The organism is Geodermatophilus arenarius (assembly GCF_042654585.1).
Taxonomy (GTDB): Bacteria; Actinomycetota; Actinomycetes; order Mycobacteriales; family Geodermatophilaceae; genus Geodermatophilus; species Geodermatophilus arenarius.
In genome coordinates this window covers 116,571-136,428 of the sequence record NZ_JBHSGR010000014.1, presented here as the reverse complement: position 1 = coordinate 136,428, position 19,858 = coordinate 116,571, and the positions used below count along the sequence as shown (strand labels likewise).

Here is a 19,858-nt window from a genome sequence, read left to right as displayed (position 1 = left end):
GGGCGCGGGCCTCGGCGGCGGGCGCCTCGGCCTCGAGCTGGGCGCGCCGGTCCGGGTCGGCGACGTCGAGCGCGCACGGCGGCACCGGCGCGGACGGGCCCGCGGTGCGGTCGTCGTCCCTCATGCCCTTCATCTCGCCCTTGAAGATGCGCAGCGAGCGGCCCAGCGAGCGCGAGGCGTCAGGGAGCTTCTTGTAGCCGAACAGCAGCAGGACGGCCAGGATGATCAGGCCGATCTCGAGCGGGCCGAGGTTCATGCGTCCTCCAGGTCGCGGGGGGCGGGGCCGATGCTACGCCGGGAGGGGTGCGTCCCCGGGTCGCCCGGCGGGCGGTCGCCGTCGGTTCAGCGGGCGTCCGCGGGCCGTTCACCGGCCTGCAGCGCGGCGGCGCGGGCGGCGGTGGCCGCGGCCTGCTCGAGCACCGGCCGCACCTCCCGCTCGGCGGCCTGCAGCTCCCGGCCCAGCCGCCGGAACGCCCCGACCAGGCCGTACCCGATCGAGCCGAGGACGACCAGCGACACGACGACGGCGGCGATCCACACGACGAGCAGCAGCACGGCGCGAGCCTAGGCGCCGGGGCTCAGGCGCCGTACCGGGCGAGGGCCGCGCGCGCCTCGGCGGCGACCGCCGCGGCGAGCCCCGCCGGCTCGTCGACGGTCGCCGCGCCGCCCAGGGACGCGACCAGCCGGCGCGCCCAGGCCAGGTCGTGGGTGCGCAGCGCGACCGCCAGCCCACCCGGCGGGTCCTCGACCTCGCGGACGTCCTCCACCGGGTAGTACTCGGCCACCCAGCGGGCGGTGCGGGCCAGCCGCAGCCGCACCACCGGCGCGCCGGGCGCGGGCTGGTACAGGCCGGACTCCACGTCCCGCGGCGCGGCCTGCGGCGGCGGGGCGGCCGGCTCGTCGAGCACCTCGACGTCGTCGATGCGGTCCAGCCGGAACAGCCGGACGCCGGCCACCTCCCGCGACCACGCCTCCAGGTACCAGCGGCCGTCGACCAGCAGCAGCCGCATCGGGTCGACGGTCCGCTCGGTGCGCTCGTCGCGGGTGGGCACGTAGTAGTGCAGGTGCAGCGCCCGGCCCCGCTCGAGCCCCTGCCGGACGACGGCGAGCGCCTGCTCGCGGGCGTCGACGCTGAGCGCCACCGGGGTGACCCGCTCGGCGGCGTGCCCGGCGGCGGCCGACACCTTGGCCAGCGCCCGGCTCACCGCCTCCTGCTCGGCCAGCCCGGGCAGGTCCAGCAGCGTGCGCAGCGCGACCACCAGCGCGACCGCCTCGTCGGTGGTCAGCCGCAGCGGGCGGACCATCCCGGCGGTGAAGGTGACCCGCACCCGGTCGCCCTCGAAGGACAGGTCGATGAGGTCGCCGGGGCCGTAGCCGGGCAGGCCGCACATCCACAGCAGCTCGAGGTCGCGGCGCAGCTGCCGCTCGGGCACGCCGAAGTCGCGGGCCACCTCGGCCAGCGGCACGCCCTCGGGCCGGGCGGTGAGGTACGGGACGAGCGAGAGCAGCCGGGTCATCCGCTCGTTGGTGGCCGGGCTGGTCATCGCTCCCCCATGGCGGCCAGGCGGGTCAGCCGCTCGACGACCGCGTCGCGGACCGCCGCCGGGGACTCGACGACCACGTCGGGGCCGTAGGCGGCCAGCTGGTCGGCCAGCCGCCACGGCTCCGTGGTGCGCAGCTGCAGCCGGTCCTCCCCGTCCGGGCCGGCGCCCAGCGGGGTCGCCCAGCGGCGCAGCCCGACGGCGGTGCCCGGGCGGGCGCGCACGACCACCAGCTGCTCCTCGCCCCGGCCGCCGAACTGGCCGGCGACGATCCCGGCGAGGTCGAGGTCCGGCGGCGGCTCGAAGGCGTTCTCCGGCCCGGTCGCCCGCGGCGTGCCGACCACCCGGGACAGCCGGAACACCCGCGGGGCCTGCCGGTCCAGGTCCAGCCCCACCAGGTACCAGCGGCCGTGCCAGGCGACGACGCCCCAGGGCTGCACGTGCCGGCGAGCCGGGGCGTCCTCGTCGGGACGGCGGTAGTCGAACTGCAGCACCCGGCGGTCGCGGGCGGCGGCGTAGCAGGGCTCGAACGCCGGCTCGTCGGAGTCCAGCCGCGGCTGGATCGGCAGCCGGGTCGGGTCGACGTCGACGCCGGCGGCGCGCAGCTTCACCAGCGCGCTGTGCGCGGCCCCGGCCAGCTGCGCGGACTCCCACAGCCGCAGCGCCAGGCCGACGGCGGCGGCCTCCTCGCCGGTGAGGGTGATCTCGGGCAGCTCGTAGTCGGCGCGGGCGATGCGGTAGCCGTCCTCGGTGTCGAAGACGCTGGTGCGGCCGGTCTCCAGCGGGATGCCCATCTCGCGCAGGTCGGCCTTGTCCCGCTCGAACATCCGCTTGAACGCCTCGTCGGCGCGGGCGGTGCCGTCGTCGGGCTCGTAGCCGGGGACGGTCGCCCGGATCCGCGCCGCCGTCACGTACTGGCGGGTGCCCAGCAGCGCGATGACCAGGTTGACCAGCCGCTCCGCCCGCTTCGCCGACACGCGCCCCAGCCTAGACACAGGACCCCCTGGCCCCCGCTGCTCGCACGCGCGCAGCGGGCCCCCGCAGGGAGCCACGGGGGGCGCGGGGGGCACCGGGGTCCTTACGCTCGCCCCGTGGGGGAACGGACGACTGCGCAACGGATCCGCTGGCGACGCGGCACGGTGACCGCGACCGGGAGGAGCTGGCGCGACGCGCTGGAGCTCACCGTCGAGGTGCCCGGCGACGGCGCGGTGCGCTCGCTGGCGCACCCGTCGCTGGTGGGGGTGCCCGAGGTCGGCGACGAGGTGCTGCTCAACACCACCGCGTGGGCACAGCGGCTGGGCACCGGCGGGTACGCGCTCGTCGTCGCCGTCCCCGACCGGCTGCCGCCGGACCCCACCGGCCCCGGCCACCTGGTCAAGGCCCGGTACACCCCGCTGCAGGTCAGCGTGCAGGGCGTGGACGAGCAGGACACCGAGCACCACGACACCATCGCCGCGGCCGAGGACCTGGGCGGGATGCCGGTCGTCGTCGCGGACCTGCACTCGGCGCTGCCGGCCGTGCTCATCGGCCTGTTCGCCACCGACCCCGACCTCCGGGTCGCCTACGTCATGACCGACGGCGGCGCCCTGGTGGCCGGGTTCTCCCGGACGCTGCACACGCTGGCGCCGTCGCTGGCCGGGGTGGTCACCGTGGGGCAGGCCTTCGGCGGCGACCTGGAGGCGGTCACCCTGCACACCGGCCTGCTCGCCGCGAGGCACGTGCTCGGCGCGGACGTCGCCGTGGTCACCCAGGGGCCGGGCAACCTGGGCACCGGCACCCCCTGGGGCTTCTCCGGGGTCGCGGCCGGGGAGGCGTGCAACGCCGTCAGCGTGCTCGGCGGGGAGCCGATCGGCGCGCTGCGGATCTCCGACGCCGACCCGCGCCCCCGCCACCGCGGCGTCTCCCACCACTCGCTGACCGCGTTCGGCCGGGTGGCCCTGGCCGGGGTGACGCTGGTGGCCCCGCGCGGGCTGGGCTCGGAGCTCGGCCGGCAGGTCGAGGAGGACCTGGCCGGCCAGCCCGAGCGCAACCGGGTGGTGTGGGTCGACGTCGAGGGGCTGGACGAGGCGCTGCAGCTGTCGCCGGTGACGCTGTCGACGATGGGCCGCGGCTGGCCCGAGGAACGCGCCTACTTCCTCGCCGCCGCGGCCGCCGGCCGCTACGCCGCCGTCCGGGTGCCCCTGCCCGACGAGGCCTGACCGGACACGTCCGCGGACCCGCCCGGGCGGGTCCGCGGACGTGTCCGGTCACATCGACGCGATGAGCTTCTCCACGCGCTCGTCGACGCTCTTGAACGGGTCCTTGCACAGCACGGTGCGCTGGGCCTGGTCGTTGAGCTTGAGGTGCACCCAGTCGACGGTGAAGTCGCGCCGCTTCTCCTGGGCCTTGCGGATGAACTCCCCGCGCAGCTTGGCCCGGGTGGTCTGCGGCGGCACGTTCTTGGCCTCGAACACCCGCGGCTCGTGCGCCACCCGCTCCACCTGGCCGTTGCGCTCGAGCAGGTAGTACAGCCCGCGCCGGCGGGAGATGTCGTGGTAGGCCAGGTCCATCTGGGCCACCCGCGGCGAGGACAGCGACAGGCCCCGCTTGCCCCGGTACCGCTCGATCAGCGACAGCTTGGTGGCCCAGTCGATCTCCCGGTCGATGAGCGAGAGGTCCTCGGTGTCGACGGCCTTGAGCACCCGCCCCCACAGCTCCAGCATCTGCCGGTGCACCGGGCCGAAGCCCTCCCGGTCGACGAACTCCGCGGCGCGCGAGTGGTACTCCCCCTGGATCTCCAGCGCGCTCATCTCCCGGCCGTTGGCCAGGCGCACCTTCCGGCGGCCGGTGACGTCGTGGCTGATCTCCCGGATGGCGCGGATCGGGTTCTCCAGCGCCATGTCCCGGATCGGCACGCCGGCCTCGATCATCCGCAGCACCAGGTCGGTGATGGTGACCTTGAGCAGCGTCGTCGTCTCGTTCATGTTCGAGTCGCCGACGATCACGTGCAGCCGCCGGTAGCGCTCGGCGTCGGCGTGCGGCTCGTCGCGGGTGTTGATGATCGGCCGCGAGCGGGTGGTCGCCGAGGACACGCCCTCCCAGATGTGCTCGGCGCGCTGGCTGACGCAGTAGATCGCCCCGCGCGGGGTCTGCAGCACCTTGCCCGCGCCGACGATCAGCTGCCGGCTGACCAGGAACGGGATGAGCACGTCGGCCAGCCGGGAGAACTCCCCGTGCCGGCCGACGCAGTAGTTCTCGTGGCAGCCGTAGCTGTTGCCCGCCGAGTCGGTGTTGTTCTTGAACAGGTAGATGTCGCCGGTGACGCCCTCCTCGGCCAGCCGCTGCTCGGCGTCGACCAGCAGGCCCTCGAGGATCCGCTCACCGGCCTTGTCGTGGACGACGAGCTCGGTGAGGTCGTCGCACTCGGCGGTGGCGTACTCGGGGTGGCTGCCGACGTCGAGGTACAGCCGCGAGCCGTTGCGCAGGAACACGTTGGAGCTGCGCCCCCACGACACGACCCGCCGGAACAGGTAGCGGGCCACCTCGTCCGGGGACAGCCGCCGCTGCCCGCGGAAGGTGCACGTGACGCCGTACTCGGTCTCGATCCCGAAGATCCGTCGGTCCACGGACCGAGCCTAGGCGCCGGATGCGACTCCGGCCGGTTCCCGGGCGTCCCTTCGACGGCGCCGGTCAGCTGCCCCCGTCGGTGCCGCCGCCGACGCCGTCGGCCGGGCCCGGCTGGGGGCCGCTGCCCTCACCCGACCCGCCGGTGCCGCCGGCGGTGTCCGGCGCGGCGGGGTCGCCGAGGCCGGCCGGGGTGCCCGGCTGCGGCGCGCTGGGGACGTGCGCGTGGGTGGTGCCCTCGGGGGCGGCCTCGCCGGCGCTGCGGTCGCCGAGCAGGGTGCCCAGCGCCGCGCCGACGACCCGGCGGAAGGCCCGCTTGGGCCGGCGGCGGTCCAGGACGGCGACCTCGAGCTGGCCGGCCGGCAGCAGGCCGCCGTCGCCGTTGCCCGACATCGCGGGGCTGGACGCCGACAGCGCGCGGACGCCGGTCATCAGCGCGTCGCGCAGCGCCATGCCGGAGCGGAAGTCCTCCCGCAGGCGGCCGGTGACGGCCTCGGCCTGCCCGCCCATGACCACGAAGTCCGGCTCGTCGACCACCGACCCGTCGAAGGTCAGCCGGTACAGCTGGTCCTGCTCGGCGGTCTCGCCGACCTCGGCGACGCAGAGCTCCACCTCGTAGGGCTTCATCTGCTCGGTGAAGATCGCCCCGAGGGTCTGCGCGTAGGCGTTGGCGATGACCCGGCCGGTGACGTCGCGGCGGTTGTAGGAGTAGCCGCGGACGTCGGCCAGGCGCACGCCGGCCACCCGCAGGCTCTCGAACTCGCTGTACCGGCCGACCGCGGCGAAGCCGATCCGGTCGTAGATCTCGCCGACCTTGTGCAGCGTGGAGCTGGGGTTCTCGGCGATGAACAGCACGCCGTCGGCGTAGGTGAGGACGGCGACGCTGCGGCCGCGGGAGATGCCCTTGCGGGCGTACTCCGAGCGGTCGCGCATGAGCTGCTCGGGCGAGGCGTAGTACGGCATGGTCATGGCGCTCAGCCCTGCCCCTCGGCGGCGGCCCGCTCGTCGACGATGGTCTTCGCGACGGCGGCGACCTCGTCGTCGGTCAGGCGGACGGCGCCCTCGGCGTCGACGCGGTAGACGATCGGGTACAGCCGGCGCACCGGGTCGGGGCCGCCGGTGGCCGAGTCGTCGTCGGCGGCGTCGTAGAGGGCCTCGACCAGGCTGCGGGTGGCGTCCTCGCCGCTCAGCCCCGGCCGCCAGGTCTTCTTCAGCGAGTTCCGGGCGAACAGCGAGCCGGAGCCGACGGCGGCGTAGCCGCGCTCCTCGTAGTTCCCGCCGGTGACGTCGTAGCTGAAGATCCGGCCCGGGCTGGCGCCGGGAGCGGCGTCGAGGTCGAAGCCGGCGAACAGCGGGACGACGGCCAGGCCCTGCAGCGCGGCGCCGAGGTTGCCGCGGATCATCTGGGCCAGCCGGTTGGCCTTGCCGTCGAGGCTGAGGGTCAGCCCCTCGATCTTCTCGTAGTGCTCGAGCTCGACCTGGTAGAGCCGGACCATCTCGATCGCGATGCCCGCGGCGCCGGCGATGCCGATCACCGACCAGGTGTCGGCCGGGTACACCTTCTCGATGTCGCGGCTGGAGATCAGGTTGCCCATGGTGGCCCGGCGGTCGCCGCCCATGAGGACGCCGCCGTCGTAGGTGACGGAGACGATCGTGGTGCCGTGCGGGGTGAGGTCGCCGGCGTGCACCGACGGCAGCGGGCGCCGCCCGGGCAGCAGGTCGGGGGCGGCCTGGGCGAGGAAGTCGGTGAACGAGGAACCCACCCGGTCCAGGTAGGCGGGCGGGAAGCCGCTCCGGCCGGTGTGCGACTGGGTCAACCCGTCCACCCTCTCCGCACCCCTCGCGGGGTGCTCCTCGACGTGCCGCGGACGTGCCGCGGCGGCTCGTCGCCGACCCTACCGGCGCGGCTGGCAGGCCACCCGGGACGCACGTCGGCTCGGCTCCGGGTCGACGACCTCGCCTGGAGGACGCCCGTCAGGCGCCGCCGGCCGGGCTCCCACCACCCAGGAGCCTGCGCAGCATCCGACCGGCCTCCTCGTGGGAGCCGGTCGCCTTCAGTGCCCGGACCCGGTGCAGCTCGACGTAGTCGGCTGCGGCTCTCATCAAGGAGGGGTCGTCCCGGAAGAGGCCCAGTGCGAGGTTGCACCGCTCGCACAGCAGCGCCCGCGTCAGGTTCGTCGCGTGGTCGTGGTCGATGTGGCCGGGTCGAGGATCACCACAGAGGGCGCACCTGTCGGACTGCTTGGCACGCAGGTCGTCGATCCCCGCTCGGTCCAGGCCGTAGCGCTGGGCGTAGTAGCGGTCCATGTCCGCCTCGCGCTTGCAGGGCTTGCACCTGCTGCCGAACCCCGACGCCGTCGTCGCACTCCGCACGTAGTCCTCGTGTGCAACCGCCTTCCGGCAGGACGGACACCACCGGAAGCCGTCGGGCACCCATGAGTGGTCCCGGACCTCGCGACCCTCGCGACGACGGGCGTTCCGGTACCACTCCCTGCTCCGCGCGCGGTTGCAGCTCAGGCAGTAGAAGGAGAGCCCGTCCGGCTGCGTCCGGTTCCGGCCGAACTCCTCGTCCGCCTTCGTCGCGCCACACTCGGGACAGGTCTTCACCCCGGGCAGCTATGACCTCAGGTAGCCAGTCGGCTACTCTCCGCCCTTCTGCACGTAGCTCCTCACGAACTCCTCTGCGTTCTCCTCGAGGACGTCGTCGATCTCGTCGAGGATGGCGTCGACGTCCTCGGACATCTCCTTGTGCCGCTCGGCGACCTCGGTGTCGACCGAGGCCTCGACCTCGTCGCTCTCCTCGCGCGTGCGCGTGGCCCGCTGCTGCCCGCCGGTGTCCCTGGTGGCCATGTGCCCTCCCCTGGTGCGCGCCGAGTGCGTGCTGCTGCCGAAACTACCCGCAGGTACCGACACCCGGCGGCCTCAGCGGGCCGCGCCCAGCCGCGCCAGCAGCGACGCGCGGATCGCCGGGCGCGAGCCGAACACGAGCAGGAACACCGCCTCGCGCGCCGTCCGCTCGGCCACGGAGCCGGCGCGCGCGGCGCCGCTGCCCGTCGCGACCACCAGCGCCCCGGCCGCCCGCAGCTCGAGGGCCGCCGCGGCGGCCCGCGCCTCCGGGAGCTCGCCCGGGCCGGCCCCGTCGAGCCGGGCGCCGGCCGCGGCCAGGTCGGCGTCCAGGGGGGAGGGGCCGACCAGCCGGGCGCACCGCCGGACCAGCCCCAGCGCCAGCGAGCCGTTGAGCCGCAGCCCGGCCGCGTCGCCCGCGCGGACCTCGGCCAGCGGGGTCGCACCCAGCAGCCGGCCGGCGGGCACCCGGTGGCCGCGCAGGTGCAGCTCGACCGTCGCGCTGGCCTGCACCGCCACCAGCGGCTGCGGCACCGCCGCGAGCGTCGGCCCCTCCACCGCGTCGGCCAGCACGAACGCGACGTCGTCGCCGTCGCGGGCGGCCACCAGCAGCACGTCGACCAGACCCCAGCCGGTCACCCACGGCACCGCGCCGTCGAGCACGAGGTCGCCGCCGTCCCGGCGCAGCGTCACGGGCGGGGCGTCCGGGCGGGTCGCGGCCTGCAGCGCGATCCCGGCCCGCCGCCGCCCGGCGCACAGGCCGGCCAGCAGCTCCGGGTGCGCCCCGGAGGCGGCCAGCCGCCCGACGACGCCGTGGTGCTGCAGCCACACGAACGCGGTGGCGAGGTCGCCGGCGGCCAGCTCCTCGACCACGGCCGCCAGCGTCGCGCCGTCGCCGTCCAGGCCGCCGGCCTCCGCGGGCCCCACCAGGCCGTAGAGCCCGGCGGCGGCGAGCGCGTCGAGGTGGCCGCGCGGGAGGACGCCGGTGGCGTCGACGTCGGCGGCCGCGGGCGCGAGCAGGTCCTCGGCCAGCGCCCGGGCGACCTGGACCGGGGCGGCCACTAGGAGCCGGTGATGGTGTCGACCAGCTCCTGCGCGCTCGCCGTGGACTCGAACAGCAGGCCCACGTGGTCGCGGGTGCCGCGCAGCGGCTCCATCGTCGGGATGCGCACCAGGTTCTCCCGGCCGAGGTCGAACACCACCGAGTCCCACGACGCCGCGGCCACCTGCGCCGGGAAGCGCCGCAGGCACTCGCCGCGGAAGAAGGCGCGGGTGTCGGCCGGCGGGGTGACCATCGCCCGGGTCACCTCGTCGTCGGTGAGCAGCCGCTGCATCGAGCCGCGGGCCACCAGCCGGTGGTAGAGCCCCTTCTCGGGGCGGACGTCGGAGTACTGCAGGTCCACCAGCTGCAGCCGCGAGTCGCCCCAGGACAGCCCGTCGCGGGAGCGGTAGCCCTCCAGCAGCCGCAGCTTGGCCGGCCAGTCCAGCCGGTCGGCCAGGCGCATCGGGTCGGTGCCGAGGTCATCGAGGACCTCGGCCCAGCGGCGCAGCACGTCGGTGGTCTGCCCGTCGGCCTCCCCGTTCCGGTCGACGAAGCGCTCGGCGTGGTCGAGGTAGACGCGCTGCAGGTCGAGCGCGGTCATCCGCCGCCCGTCGCGCAGCCGCACCTGCGTGGCCAGCGACGGGTCGTGGCTGACCGCCTGCAGCGTGGCGACCGGCTCCTCGAGCGAGAGGTCCTCGCGCAGCGCCCGCGCCTCGATCATCGCCAGCACCAGCGACGTCGTCCCGACCTTGAGGTAGGTCGACAGCTCGGCGAGGTTGGCGTCGCCGATGATCACGTGCAGGCGGCGGTACTCGTCGGGGTTGGCGTGCGGCTCGTCGCGGGTGTTGATGATCGGCCGCTTGAGCGTCGTCTCCAGGCCCACCTCGACCTCGAAGAAGTCCGCCCGGGAGGAGATCTGGAAGCCCTGGGTGCGGCCCTCGGTGCCGATGCCCACGCGGCCGGCGCCGGCGAACACCTGCCGGGTCACGAAGAACGGGATCAGGCCGCGGATGATGTCGATGAACGGCGTCCGCCGGTCCATCAGGTAGTTCTCGTGCGCGCCGTAGCTGGCGCCCTTGCCGTCGGTGTTGTTCTTGTACAGCTGGATCGGCTGGGTGCCGGGGATGCGCGCGGCCCGGCGGGCCGCCTCGGCCATCACCCGCTCCCCCGCCTTGTCCCAGAGGACGACGTCGCGCGGGTTGGTGACCTCCGGCGTCGAGTACTCCGGGTGCGCGTGGTCGACGTAGAGCCGGGCGCCGTTGGTGAGGATGACGTTGGCCATCCCCGAGTCCTCGTCGAGGTCGGTGTGGTCCAGCGCCTGCGCCGGGGACAGGTCGAAGCCGCGGGCGTCGCGCAGCGGCGACTCCTCCTCGAAGTCCCAGCGCGGGCGGCGGCGGGTCGGGGCGTCGGCGACGGCCCAGGCGTTGACCACCTGGCTGGACAGGGTGGTCGGGTTGGCGGTGGGCTGACCGGGCACCGAGATGCCGTACTCCACCTCGGTGCCCATGACCCGCCGGACGCTCATGCCCCGAGCCTAGGCCGCGGTCGCCGGACGCGAGGATGACCGGGTGACACCGCCACCCCTGGGCCTGCTGCTCGACGTCGACGGCCCGGTCGCCAGCCCGGTGACCCGGACGGTCGCCCCGGCGCTGCTGGAGGACCTGCGGGCGCTGCTGGCCGCGGGCGTCCCCGTGGTGCTCAACACCGGCCGGTCGGCGGAGTTCGTCGGCGAGCGCGTCCTGGCGCCGCTGGCCGCGGCCGGCCTGCCGGGCGGGGCCCGGCTGCACGCGGTCTGCGAGAAGGGCGGCGTCTGGACGTCGGCAGGCCCGGACGGGGCGGGCGAGGTCCACGTCGACCCCGCCCTCGCCGTCCCCGACGTGTGCCGCGCCCTGCTCGCCGACCTGGTGGGCGACGGCTACGGCGACGCGGTGTTCCTCGACGACACCAAGCGGACGATGGCCACGGTGGAGGCGCGCACCGACGTCCCCGCCGCCGTCTACGCCGAGCGGCAGCGGGCCTTCGACGCCGACCTGTTCGCCGCCCTGGTGACCGCGGGACTCGGCGTGCGGCTGGGCGACCGCGACCACCCCGACGCGGCGGGCCGGACGCCGTGGCGGATCGACCCGTCGGTGATCGCGACCGACGTGGAGTCGGTGCTCGCGGGCAAGGCCCGCGGAGCCCGACGCGCGCTGGAGCTGCTGCGGGCCGACGGGCCCCTCCCCCGGCTCTGGCACACCGTCGGGGACTCCGCCACCGACTACGCGATGGCCGACCACCTGCACGGCCTCGGGTTCGACGTCGTCCACGTCGACGTCGGGCCCCGGGCGCCGCTCCACCGGCCGTATCCGGTGCGCACGGTGCCGGGTGCCGCCTACGAGGCCGCCGGCGGGGCGCACCTGCGCGCGCTGGCCGCCCTGCTGGGCTGACCGCGCCGGTGGCCCGGCTCCCGCGACGGGGAGCCGGGCCACCGGCGGCCGGGCCGGACTACAGGTACTGGCCGGTGTTGGTCGCGGTGTCGATGGCGCGGCCGGAGTCGCTGCCCTTGCCGCTGATCAGCGTGCGGATGTAGACGATCCGCTCGCCCTTCTTGCCCGAGATCCGCGCCCAGTCGTCGGGGTTGGTGGTGTTGGGCAGGTCCTCGTTCTCCTTGAACTCGTCGACGCAGGCCTGCATCAGGTGGCCGACCCGCAGGCCCGCCGTCCCCGTCTCCAGGTTCTCCTTGATGGCCATCTTCTTGGCCCGGTCGACGATGTTCTGCAGCATGGCGCCGGAGTTGAAGTCCTTGAAGTACAGGACCTCCTTGTCCCCGTTGGCGTAGGTGACCTCGAGGAAGCGGTTCTCCTCGCTCTCGGTGTACATCCGCTCGACGGTGCGCTGGATCATCGCCTGGATGGTGGCCTCGGCACTGCCGCCGTTCTCGGCGAGGTCGTCGGCGTGGATGGGCAGCGTCGGCGTCAGGTACTTGCTGAAGATGTCGCGCGCGGCCTCGGCGTCGGGCCGCTCGATCTTGATCTTCACGTCCAGCCGGCCGGGCCGCAGGATCGCCGGGTCGATCATGTCCTCGCGGTTGGAGGCGCCGATGACGATGACGTTCTCCAGGCCCTCGACGCCGTCGATCTCGCTGAGCAGCTGCGGGACGATCGTCGACTCGACGTCGGAGGACACGCCCGACCCGCGGGTGCGGAAGATCGAGTCCATCTCGTCGAAGAACACGATGACCGGGGTGCCCTCGCTGGCCTTCTCCCGGGCCCGCTGGAACACCAGCCGGATGTGCCGCTCGGTCTCGCCGACGTACTTGTTGAGCAGCTCCGGGCCCTTGATGTTGAGGAAGTAGGACTTGGCCTGCCCCTCCCCCTTCACCGCGGAGACCTTCTTGGCCAGCGAGTTGGCCACCGCCTTGGCGATGAGCGTCTTGCCGCAGCCGGGCGGGCCGTAGAGCAGGATGCCCTTCGGCGGGCGCAGCTCGTACTCGCGGAACAGGTCCGCGTGCAGGAACGGCAGCTCGACGGCGTCGCGGATCTGCTCGATCTGCCGGGCCAGGCCGCCGATGTCGGAGTAGTCGATGTCGGGGACCTCCTCGAGGACGAGCTCCTCGACCTCGCTCTTGGGGATCCGCTCGTACACGTAGCCCGACCGCGACTCCAGCAGCAGCGAGTCGCCGACCCGCAGCGGCTGGCCGGTGAGCGAGTCGGCCAGGTAGACCACCCGCTCCTCGTCGGTGTGGCCGATGACCAGGGCCCGCGGCGTCACGCCGTCGATCGGCTCCAGCAGCTCCTTGAGCATGACGACGTCGCCCTGCTTCTCGTAGCCGAGCGCCTCGACGACGTTCATCGCCTCGTTGAGCATGACCTCCTGGCCGGGCCGCAGCTCCTCGGCCTCGACGGCCGGGGACACCGAGACGCGCAGCTTGCGGCCGCCGGTGAAGACGTCGACCGTGCCGTCGTCGTGCCGCCCGAGGTAGACGCCGTAGCCCGACGGCGGCTGACCGAGCCGGTCGATCTCCTCCTTGAGCGTGAGCAGCTGCTCGCGGGCCTCGCGCAGGGTGCCGGCGAGCTTGTCGTTGCGCTCGGAGAGGAAGGCCGCGCGGCCCTCCGCCTCGGCGATCCGCTCCTCGAGCGCCCGCACCTGCCGGGGGCTGTCGGCCACCTTGCGGCGCAGGAGACCGATCTCCTCCTCGAGGTAGGAGATCTGGGAGAGCAGGGCGGAGACGTCACGTTCGCGCCGCGCTCGGAACTCGTCGGGACCGCTGACAGGACCGGGGCCCATCGCGCACCTCCGCACATCGGGGGGAGCCAGGAGGCAAATCTATACACGCCTGCCGACACCGTGCCGGGCACTCGCCGGGGCGCGACTCCCCCCGGCGGGGCTACTTCTGGGGGCGCCGCTGGCGGACCGGAGCGACCACGCCCTCGGCCAGCCGGCGGGCGGTCACGAGGAACGCGGTGTGCGCGACCATGCGGTGCTCGGGGCGCACCGCGAGGCCGACGGCGTGCCACGGGCGGACCAGCGACTCCCACGCGTAGGGCTCGGTCCACACGCCCTGCGCGCGCAGCGCCTCGACGTAGGTGGACAGCTGGGTGACCGTCGCCACGTAGCCGACGAGGACGCCGCCGGGCCGCAGCGCCGCGGCCACGGTGGGCAGCACCGCCCACGGCTCGAGCATGTCCAGGACCACCCGGTCGACGACCTCGTCGGCGGGGTGGTCGGCGAGGTCGCCCAGGCGCAGGTCCCAGGTGTCCGGCACGCCGCCGAAGAAGGCGCCGACGTTGCCGCGGGCGACGTCGGCGAAGTCCTCGCGCCGCTCGTAGCTGGTGACCCGGCCCGACGCGCCGACGGCGCGCAGCAGCGAGCAGGTGAGCGCGCCCGACCCGGCGCCGGCCTCGAGGACCCGCATCCCGGGCCCGATGTCCCCGCTGCCGACGATCTGCGCGGCGTCCTTGGGGTAGATGACCTGGGCGCCGCGCGGCATGGACAGCACGAAGTCGGCCAGCAGGGGCCGGAACGCCAGGTAGCCGGTGTTGGCCGTGGAGTGCACGACCGAGCCCTCCGGCGCGCCGATGAGGTCGTCGTGGGCGATGGCGCCGCGGTGGGTGTGGAACTGCTTGCCGGGCTCGAGGACGACGGTGTGCAGCCGGCCCTTGGGGTCGGTGAGCTGCACCCGGTCGCCGGCGGCGAAGGCGCCCGGCACGCGGGCGGTGACGGCGGCCGGCTGCTCCCCGTCCGCGTTGGTGTCCGCGGGCAGCGGCCCGGCGGCGGGGGCGGCGCTCGTCGCGTTCTGGCTGGGCTCGGGCTGCGGTTCCACGGGCGGCCAGCCTAGGCCAGCGGCGGGACGGGTCCGTCCGGCGCGGGCGCTCGGAACTGTCGGAGGAGCGTCGTAGCGTCGGACGCATGACGGCAGTGGCGCAGGACCCGGCACGCAGCGGCACGGTCTTCCCCGGCACGGCGTCCGGCGGCGGCGAGCGGGCCCCCGACGGGGCGAAGGCGCCGCGCCGGCCCTCGCTGTCGCCCAGCCGCGCGGCGGACTTCAAGACCTGCCCGCTGCTCTACCGCTTCCGCACCATCGACCGGCTGCCGGAGAGGAAGAGCGCCGCGGCGGTGCGCGGCACGCTGGTGCACGCGGTCCTGGAGCGGCTCTACGACCTGCCGCCGGCCGAGCGGACCGTCGAGGCGGCCCGCGGGCTGGTGGCGCCGGCGTGGGACGAGCTGCGCGCCGACCCCGAGGTCGAGGCGCTGTTCACCGCCGGCGAGGACGGGGCGGAGCCGCCGTCGCTGGAGGCCTGGCTGGACTCGGCCGGGAAGCTGGTGGAGACCTACTTCACCCTCGAGGACCCCACCCGCATCCAGCCGGAGGGCCGCGAGCAGCTGGTCGAGGTGACGCTGCCCGACGGGCTGCTGCTGCGCGGGTACGTCGACCGGCTCGACGTCGCCCGCAACGGCGCGCTGCGGGTCGTCGACTACAAGACCGGCTCGATGCCGCGCGAGGCGTTCGAGTCCAAGGCCCTGTTCCAGATGAAGTTCTACGCGCTGGTGCTGTGGCGCACCCGCGGCGTGGTGGCCTCCCAGCTCAAGCTCATCTACCTCGGCGACGGCGACGCGCTGACCTACGCCCCCGAGGAGGCCGAGCTCGTCCGCTTCGAGCGGACGCTGCTGGCGATCTGGGCGGCGATCGAGCGGGCGGTGGCCACCGGCGACTTCCGGCCCAACCGCACGCGGCTGTGCGACTGGTGCGACCACCAGGCGCTGTGCCCCTCCTTCGGCGGCACTCCCCCGCCCTTCCCCGCCGAGGCCGCCGCCCGGGCCGGCTGGGCGACGCTGCCGATCGTCGAGCGCGACTGACGCTCCCGCCCCGGCACCGGGCCGCTCCTGCCGGCCCGGCCCGTGGGGACGATCGCGGGACACCGGCGCGGGCAGGCCCCCGCCGGTCGTCGCTCCGCCGCCGTGGCGCCGGCCGGTAGGTCGGTCCGGAAGTTGGGGATAACGGTCGACGGACGGGAGCGGCGCGGCGGAGCGAGACGCGCCGGTCCCCGTCGACCGGCCGGCGCGCCCGGTCCTAGCGTCGGCGTCCCCGCCATCCAGGAGGCCGGCATGCGCGGCTACCGGGCCGACCACGCCTTCGACGGCGAGCGGGTGCTGCGCGACGGGGCCCTGGTGCTGGTCGACGACGGCCGGATCGTCGCCGTCGAGCCCGCCGGGGCCGCCCCGCCCGACGGCGTCCCCGTGACCGCGCTGCCCGGGACGACGCTGCTGCCGGGCCTGGTCGACACGCACGTGCACCTCTGCGGCGACAGCGGCCCCCGCGCCCTCGACCAGCTCCCCGAGCTGGAGCCGGCGCAGGTGGACGCGATCGTGGCCGCCGCCCTCCGGCAGCACCTGGCCGCCGGGGTCACGGCGGTGCGCGACCTCGGCGACGTCGGCTGGACGGTGGTCGAGCGGGCACCGGCCGACGGCCCCACCGTGGTCGCGGCGGGCCCGCCGCTCACCTGCCCCGCCGGCCACTGCGCGGGCATGGGCGGCGAGGTCCGGGGCGCCGAGGCGTTGCGGGCCGCGGTCCGCGAGCGCGCCGAGCGGGGCGCGGACGTCGTCAAGCTGATGGCCAGCGGCGGGGCGATGACCGCGGGCACCGACATGGCCGCCTGCCAGTTCAGCGCCGCCGAGGTGCGCGCCGTCGTCGAGGAGGCGCACCGGCTGGGGCTGCCGGTCACCGCGCACGCGCACGCGCTGACCGCCGTCCGGCAGGTGCTGGGCGCCGGCGTCGACGGCATCGAGCACTGCTCGTGCCTGACCGCCACCGGCTGGGGCGTCCCGCCGGCGCTGGCGGAGCAGCTGGCCCGCGCGGGCACCGCCGTCTGCCCGACGCTGGGCCTGGCCGAGGGCGCGGTGCCGCCGCCTCGGGTGCAGGAGCTCATCGACCGGCTGGACATGACCGAGCAGGCGCGCGCCGCCGACGCGGCCCGCCTGCACCGCGCCGGCGTCCGGGTCGTCAGCGGCGTCGACTGCGGCATCGCCCCGGGCAAGCCGCACGGGCTCCTGCCGCGGGCCGTCGCCTCGCTCGCCGACGGCGGGGTGCCCGCTCCCGAGGCGCTGGCGACGGCGACCTCCGTGGCGGCCGCCGCCTGCGGCCTCGGCGGGCGCACCGGGCGGCTGGCGCCCGGCCTGGACGCCGACCTGCTGCTGGTCGACGGCGACCCCACCGTGGACGTGGCCGCGCTGGCGCGGGTGCGGGTGGTGGTCTCCCGCGGCCGGGAGGTCGTGCCGGCCGGCTGAGGGGTCAGCGGCGCGGCGCGGTGTCCCGCCCGAGCAGCAGCCCCTCCAGGTCGGCGAGCCCGACGCCGGCCAGCGTGTCGCGCAGCACCAGGCCCGGCGCGGGCTCCAGCGGCTGCAGCGCGGGCACGCCGAGGACGGTCGCGCCCGCGGCCAGCCCGGCGGCCACCCCGGCCGCGGAGTCCTCGACGACGACGCAGTCCGCCGGGTCCACGCCGAGCGCGGCGGCGGCCTGCAGGTAGGGCGCCGGGTCGGGCTTGCGGGCGGGCACCTCGTCGCCGCAGACGGTGAGGTCGAACGGCGGCACGTCCGGGAACGCGCCCTCGACGTGCGCGATGACCACGTCGGCCAGGCGGCGCGGCGTCGTCGTCACCAGGGCCGTGGGCAGCGCGGCGGCGCGCACCTCGGCCAGCAGCTCGCGTGCGCCGGGCCGCCAGTGCAGGTCGGTGGCGAGCAGGCCGGCGACGGTCTCCTCCACCCAGGCGACGTCCGCGCGGGTCTGCTCGGCGGTGCGCTCGATCCCGAGGTCGGCCTGCAGGATCCGCATCGACGTCGCCATGCTGGTGCCGACGGTGGCCTCGCGGGCGGCGGCGCTCAGCTCACCGCCCAGGCGCCGGGCGAGGGCGAACAGGGCGTGTCCCCAGTGCTGCTCGGACTCCACCAGCGTGCCGTCCATGTCGAAGAGCACCGCGCGCAGGGCGGATCGGGTGTCGGGTTCAGGGAGGATCACGGCAGGTCTCTCGGGCAGACGGCAGGGGTGCGACGGCCCGCGCCGGCCGACGTCCCCAGTGTCCCACCGCGCCGGACCGGACCGGCGCCCGCACGCGAGGCGGTCAGTCCTCGACGCGGAACCCGATCTTGAGCGTCACCTGGACGTGCGCGACGTCGCCGTCGACGACCTGGCCCCGCACCTCCTGGACCTCGAACCACTCGACGTGCCGGATGGTCTGCGACGCCTTGCCGATCGCGGTGCGGATCGCGTCGTCGATGCCGGTCGGGCTGCTGCCGACGACCTCGGTCAGCCGGTACACGTGGTTGGCCATGGCGGTCTCCTCCCCGGGACGGCGGCGCCGTCCCGGGGTGATCCTGGCCCGGCCGGGGCCGGGCGCGGGAGGGCTCAGGCCCGGCGGCGGGCCCGCCGCAGCACCACCGCGCCGACCCCGCCGGCCACGGCGACGCCGATCGCGAGCCCGGTGCCGTTGCCCTCGGCCGGCATCTGCGTCGAGGGCGGGCACGCCGCGTCGGCCTTGCGGGCGGCGAGGTCGGTGCTGCCCAGGTGCCACATCGGGCCGCCGCCGTTTCCGACGGTCACGGAGAACACGCCGTGCCGCACCCCGGGGGCGAAGGTGGTCGGCTGCGGCTCGCCGAGCGGGGCCGGCGTCACCTGGTTGGCCGGGCCGACCGGGATGTCCACCGTCTCCCCGGTGCGGTTGTCGTAGCCGAACACCGCCGTCCAGCTGCCGTCGGCGTGCCGGACGACGCAGTCGACCAGCGGCACCACGTCGGGCGGGTCGGCGCGGTTCGGCGCCGCCCCGGCGACGCCGGGGGTGAGGGCGACGGCCGCGCCGACCGCGGTGGCCGCGAGGCCCCGCGCCAGGCGGCCCCGTCGCGTCGTCGAGCGTCCCGTCGTGTCCATGCCGTCCCTCGTGTCGCTGGTGAGCTGCACCTGACACGGGCCCATCGGCAGACGCGGGGGCGGCGGGGAGCCGGATCCCGGGATCCCACCCGGGCGGGTGAGCCCTACTCGAAGCGCACCGGCTGCCCGGTGGCCTCGAGCACCGACATCCACAGGTCGCCGAGCGGGTCGACGTGGTTGCGGCGGCTGACCGCCAGCGGCATCGGGATGTGCACGAACCGCCGGCGGCGCCGGGCCACGATCACCTCGGTGCGCCCGGCCATCGCCGCGTGCACCGCGGCGTGCGCCAGCCGCAGGCAGTAGGCGCTGTCGTAGGGGTTGGCCGGCACGCTGCGGATGGCGTAGCTGGGGTCGAAGTAGCGGACGTTGTTCTCGACCTTCGCGTCGTCGAGGTGCTCGGTGATCAGCCGGCGCAGCAGCCGGCCGACGTCGCCGAGGCGGACGTTGCCCGAGGCGTCGCGGCCGGGCTCGTGCTCCTCGATGTGCTCCTGCCCGGCGCCCTCGGCCACCACGACGACGGCGTGGCCGCGGTCCTCGACCCGGCGGCGCAGGTGCTCGAGGAAGCCGCGCTCGCCGTGCAGCGCGAAGGGCACCTCGGGGATGAGCACGTAGTCGGCGTCGTCCTTGGCCAGCACCGAGTAGCAGGCGATGAAGCCGGAGTGGCGGCCCATGAGCTTGACCAGGCCCACGCCGCCGGGGGCCGAGCGGGCCTCCACGCTGGCGGCGTGGATCGACTTGGTGGCCTCGGCCATCGCGGTCTGGAAGCCGAAGCTCTGGTCGATGTAGGGGATGTCGTTGTCGATCGTCTTGGGCACGCCGACGACGGCGATCTTCAGGCCGCGCTCCTGGATGACCCGCACGACCTCCATCGCCCCGCGGATGGTGCCGTCGCCGCCGATGACGAACAGGATGTTGATCGCCAGCCGCTCCAGGGCGTCGACGATCTCCTCGGGGTCCTGCACGCCGCGCGAGGTGCCGAGGATGGTGCCGCCCTCGTCGTCGATGTGCTGGACCACCTCGGGCGAGAGGTCGACGACGTCCTCGCCGTAGTGCGGGATGAAGCCGCGGTAGCCGTTGCGGAACCCGACGATCCGGCGCACGCCGTAGTGGCGGCACAGCTCGAGGACCAGCCCGCGGATGACGTCGTTGAGGCCGGGGCACAGCCCGCCGCAGGTGACGATGCCGACCCGGGTCTTGGCCGGGTCGAAGTAGATGCGCTTGCGCGGCCCGCCGGGCTCCAGGCTGGGCAGCTGGTCGACCGGCACGCCCCGGGTGCCGGCCATCGACAGGGTGTCGTCGAAGAGGATCCGGTCGTCCTCCTCCACCGAGTGCTGCGTGGTCTCCCGCGCGGCCAGCCGCTCCGCCAGCGGCGAGTCGATGCGGCACGGACCCAACGTCCGCACGGCGAGGTCCTGGTGTCCGATCACGAGG

General features: G+C 75.2%; 21 protein-coding genes. 4 read left to right on the top strand and 17 right to left on the bottom strand.

Annotated features, from left to right (window positions below; all coding sequences use genetic code 11):
• The 4 genes from tatA to ACFO3M_RS14055 all read right to left on the bottom strand — a co-directional run.
• Positions 1 to 256, bottom strand: a 256-nt coding sequence (gene tatA, locus ACFO3M_RS14070; protein WP_387989702.1) for a Sec-independent protein translocase subunit TatA, incomplete at its 3' end; no start/stop codon positions are given.
• 86 nt (positions 257 to 342) lie between these two features.
• A complete protein-coding gene (locus ACFO3M_RS14065; RefSeq protein ID WP_387989699.1) occupies positions 343 to 555 on the bottom strand; it encodes a hypothetical protein in 213 nt (70 codons plus the stop codon).
• A 23-nt stretch (positions 556 to 578) separates the two neighbouring features.
• A complete protein-coding gene (locus ACFO3M_RS14060) occupies positions 579 to 1,544 on the bottom strand; it encodes a helix-turn-helix transcriptional regulator (RefSeq protein WP_387989696.1) in 966 nt (321 codons plus the stop codon).
• Entirely contained in the window at positions 1,541 to 2,518 is a 978-nt protein-coding gene (locus tag ACFO3M_RS14055; RefSeq protein ID WP_387989693.1) for a helix-turn-helix transcriptional regulator, read from the bottom strand. Before ACFO3M_RS14055 ends, ACFO3M_RS14060 begins: the two co-directional genes overlap by 4 nt.
• 162 nt (positions 2,519 to 2,680) lie before the next feature.
• Here ACFO3M_RS14055 and ACFO3M_RS14050 point away from each other — a divergent pair, with 162 nt between their 5' ends.
• Positions 2,681 to 3,739, top strand: a complete 1,059-nt coding sequence (locus ACFO3M_RS14050; RefSeq protein ID WP_387989690.1) for a DUF3866 family protein — start codon at positions 2,681 to 2,683, stop codon at positions 3,737 to 3,739.
• A gap of 48 nt (positions 3,740 to 3,787) precedes the next feature.
• On the opposite strand, the gene pafA is transcribed toward ACFO3M_RS14050, so the two are convergent.
• From pafA to dop, 7 genes are all read right to left on the bottom strand, one after another.
• Positions 3,788 to 5,146, bottom strand: coding sequence for a Pup--protein ligase (pafA, locus tag ACFO3M_RS14045; protein ID WP_387989687.1), 1,359 nt, complete (start codon positions 5,144 to 5,146; stop codon positions 3,788 to 3,790).
• Positions 5,147 to 5,210: 64 nt separating this feature from the next.
• Complete coding sequence (gene prcA, locus ACFO3M_RS14040; RefSeq protein ID WP_387989684.1) at positions 5,211 to 6,113, bottom strand: proteasome subunit alpha; 903 nt, start codon at positions 6,111 to 6,113, stop codon at positions 5,211 to 5,213.
• A gap of 5 nt (positions 6,114 to 6,118) precedes the next feature.
• Entirely contained in the window at positions 6,119 to 6,961 is an 843-nt protein-coding gene (gene prcB, locus ACFO3M_RS14035) for a proteasome subunit beta (RefSeq protein WP_387989681.1), read from the bottom strand.
• 157 nt (positions 6,962 to 7,118) lie between these two features.
• Entirely contained in the window at positions 7,119 to 7,751 is a 633-nt protein-coding gene (locus ACFO3M_RS14030; RefSeq protein ID WP_387989679.1) for an endonuclease domain-containing protein, read from the bottom strand.
• 33 nt (positions 7,752 to 7,784) lie between these two features.
• The gene (locus ACFO3M_RS14025; RefSeq protein ID WP_387989676.1) at positions 7,785 to 7,994 is read right to left on the bottom strand and encodes a ubiquitin-like protein Pup; all 210 of its coding nucleotides are present in this window, start codon (positions 7,992 to 7,994) and stop codon (positions 7,785 to 7,787) included.
• 72 nt (positions 7,995 to 8,066) lie between these two features.
• On the bottom strand, positions 8,067 to 9,050 hold the full coding sequence (locus ACFO3M_RS14020; protein WP_387989673.1) for an acyl-CoA dehydrogenase family protein: 984 nt from the start codon (positions 9,048 to 9,050) through the stop codon (positions 8,067 to 8,069).
• Entirely contained in the window at positions 9,050 to 10,555 is a 1,506-nt protein-coding gene (gene dop / locus ACFO3M_RS14015) for a depupylase/deamidase Dop (protein ID WP_387989670.1), read from the bottom strand. The genes ACFO3M_RS14020 and dop overlap by 1 nt, the downstream gene beginning before the upstream one ends.
• A 43-nt stretch (positions 10,556 to 10,598) precedes the next feature.
• Between dop and ACFO3M_RS14010 the strand changes: the two genes are divergently transcribed.
• Positions 10,599 to 11,456, top strand: coding sequence for a Cof-type HAD-IIB family hydrolase (locus ACFO3M_RS14010; RefSeq protein WP_387989667.1), 858 nt, complete (start codon positions 10,599 to 10,601; stop codon positions 11,454 to 11,456).
• A 58-nt stretch (positions 11,457 to 11,514) separates the two neighbouring features.
• On the opposite strand, the gene arc is transcribed toward ACFO3M_RS14010, so the two are convergent.
• Both arc and ACFO3M_RS14000 read right to left on the bottom strand, forming a co-directional pair.
• A complete protein-coding gene (gene arc, locus ACFO3M_RS14005; protein WP_387989665.1) occupies positions 11,515 to 13,296 on the bottom strand; it encodes a proteasome ATPase in 1,782 nt (593 codons plus the stop codon).
• Between the two features lie 100 nt (positions 13,297 to 13,396).
• Positions 13,397 to 14,332 (bottom strand): tRNA (adenine-N1)-methyltransferase, encoded by a 936-nt coding sequence (locus ACFO3M_RS14000; RefSeq protein ID WP_456903014.1) that lies wholly within the window; start codon positions 14,330 to 14,332, stop codon positions 13,397 to 13,399.
• Between the two features lie 86 nt (positions 14,333 to 14,418).
• Between ACFO3M_RS14000 and ACFO3M_RS13995 the strand changes: the two genes are divergently transcribed.
• On the top strand, positions 14,419 to 15,366 hold the full coding sequence (locus ACFO3M_RS13995; protein ID WP_387989662.1) for a RecB family exonuclease: 948 nt from the start codon (positions 14,419 to 14,421) through the stop codon (positions 15,364 to 15,366).
• Between the two features lie 249 nt (positions 15,367 to 15,615).
• Positions 15,616 to 16,794 carry an amidohydrolase family protein gene (locus tag ACFO3M_RS13990; RefSeq protein ID WP_387989659.1) on the top strand — a complete coding sequence of 393 codons (1,179 nt, stop codon included), beginning with the start codon at positions 15,616 to 15,618 and terminating at the stop codon, positions 16,792 to 16,794.
• 4 nt (positions 16,795 to 16,798) lie between these two features.
• Here the strand turns inward: ACFO3M_RS13990 and ACFO3M_RS13985 are convergent, their stop codons facing one another.
• From ACFO3M_RS13985 to ACFO3M_RS13970, 4 genes are all read right to left on the bottom strand, one after another.
• The gene (locus ACFO3M_RS13985; RefSeq protein WP_387989656.1) at positions 16,799 to 17,521 is read right to left on the bottom strand and encodes an HAD family hydrolase; all 723 of its coding nucleotides are present in this window, start codon (positions 17,519 to 17,521) and stop codon (positions 16,799 to 16,801) included.
• Between the two features lie 103 nt (positions 17,522 to 17,624).
• A complete protein-coding gene (locus tag ACFO3M_RS13980) occupies positions 17,625 to 17,834 on the bottom strand; it encodes a dodecin (RefSeq protein WP_387989654.1) in 210 nt (69 codons plus the stop codon).
• A 74-nt stretch (positions 17,835 to 17,908) separates the two neighbouring features.
• The gene (locus ACFO3M_RS13975) at positions 17,909 to 18,427 is read right to left on the bottom strand and encodes a hypothetical protein (protein WP_387989651.1); all 519 of its coding nucleotides are present in this window, start codon (positions 18,425 to 18,427) and stop codon (positions 17,909 to 17,911) included.
• A gap of 104 nt (positions 18,428 to 18,531) precedes the next feature.
• Positions 18,532 to 19,854 carry an ATP-dependent 6-phosphofructokinase gene (locus tag ACFO3M_RS13970; protein ID WP_387989648.1) on the bottom strand — a complete coding sequence of 441 codons (1,323 nt, stop codon included), beginning with the start codon at positions 19,852 to 19,854 and terminating at the stop codon, positions 18,532 to 18,534.
• Positions 19,855 to 19,858: the final 4 nt, after the last annotated feature.

What these genes read in the sequence shown, in the direction of transcription:
- ACFO3M_RS13990 (WP_387989659.1), top strand. Translation starts at nt 15,616, where the DNA reads ATGCGCGGCTACCGGGCCGACCACGCCTTCGACGGCGAGCGGGTGCTG.
- ACFO3M_RS13975 (WP_387989651.1), bottom strand. Translation starts at nt 18,427, where the DNA reads ATGGACACGACGGGACGCTCGACGACGCGACGGGGCCGCCTGGCGCGG.
- ACFO3M_RS14025 (WP_387989676.1), bottom strand. Translation starts at nt 7,994, where the DNA reads ATGGCCACCAGGGACACCGGCGGGCAGCAGCGGGCCACGCGCACGCGC.
- ACFO3M_RS13980 (WP_387989654.1), bottom strand. Translation starts at nt 17,834, where the DNA reads ATGGCCAACCACGTGTACCGGCTGACCGAGGTCGTCGGCAGCAGCCCG.
- arc (WP_387989665.1), bottom strand. Translation starts at nt 13,296, where the DNA reads ATGGGCCCCGGTCCTGTCAGCGGTCCCGACGAGTTCCGAGCGCGGCGC.
- dop (WP_387989670.1), bottom strand. Translation starts at nt 10,555, where the DNA reads ATGAGCGTCCGGCGGGTCATGGGCACCGAGGTGGAGTACGGCATCTCG.
- ACFO3M_RS14060 (WP_387989696.1), bottom strand. Translation starts at nt 1,544, where the DNA reads ATGACCAGCCCGGCCACCAACGAGCGGATGACCCGGCTGCTCTCGCTC.
- prcA (WP_387989684.1), bottom strand. Translation starts at nt 6,113, where the DNA reads ATGACCATGCCGTACTACGCCTCGCCCGAGCAGCTCATGCGCGACCGC.
- ACFO3M_RS13995 (WP_387989662.1), top strand. Translation starts at nt 14,419, where the DNA reads ATGACGGCAGTGGCGCAGGACCCGGCACGCAGCGGCACGGTCTTCCCC.